Raw genomic sequence first — 433 nt, forward strand, 5'->3', positions numbered from 1 at the left:
CCTTCATATTGACGCGATAAGCAACAATCTTGCCGTCTTGGACGACGATCTTCTGGTCCTGGATCCAGGCGCCCTCGACGTTCTTCAGGGTTTTCGAGGCGCGCGCAATTCCCTGTTCGATGGCGTCCTGAAAGCTCTTCTTCGACGACGATGTGATTTCGGTGACGCGGGCGACGGACATGGCTTCCTCCTGCCAAAACGCTCAGTTGCAAGGCAAGCGTATAGCCGGCTCGTGCCTTCCACAAGCGCCGGCGGTCGGCAGGGTATGCGTCCGGCCTTAGAGGCCCTTGGCGATACGGTCGAATGCCATCAGCCGCTCGAGCAGGGCTGGCATGTCCTTTAACGGCAGCATGTTCGGACCATCCGACGAGGTCGAATTGTCAGGATCCTGGTGGGTCTCGATGAACACGCCGGCAACGCCGACAGCGACGGC

The 433-nt window shown here is 59.8% G+C and carries 1 protein-coding gene and 1 pseudogene; both read right to left on the bottom strand.

The features are described from left to right. On the bottom strand, nt 1-181 hold a 181-nt coding region (locus EN906_RS36950; RefSeq protein WP_164777744.1), incomplete at its 3' end, for a dodecin family protein. A 96-nt stretch (nt 182-277) separates the two neighbouring features. Then, a pseudogene (locus tag EN906_RS38755) lies at nt 278-433 on the bottom strand (3-deoxy-8-phosphooctulonate synthase); the annotation flags it as partial.

Source organism: Mesorhizobium sp. M7A.F.Ca.CA.004.06.1.1, from assembly GCF_003999135.1.
Classification (GTDB): domain Bacteria; phylum Pseudomonadota; class Alphaproteobacteria; order Rhizobiales; family Rhizobiaceae; genus Mesorhizobium.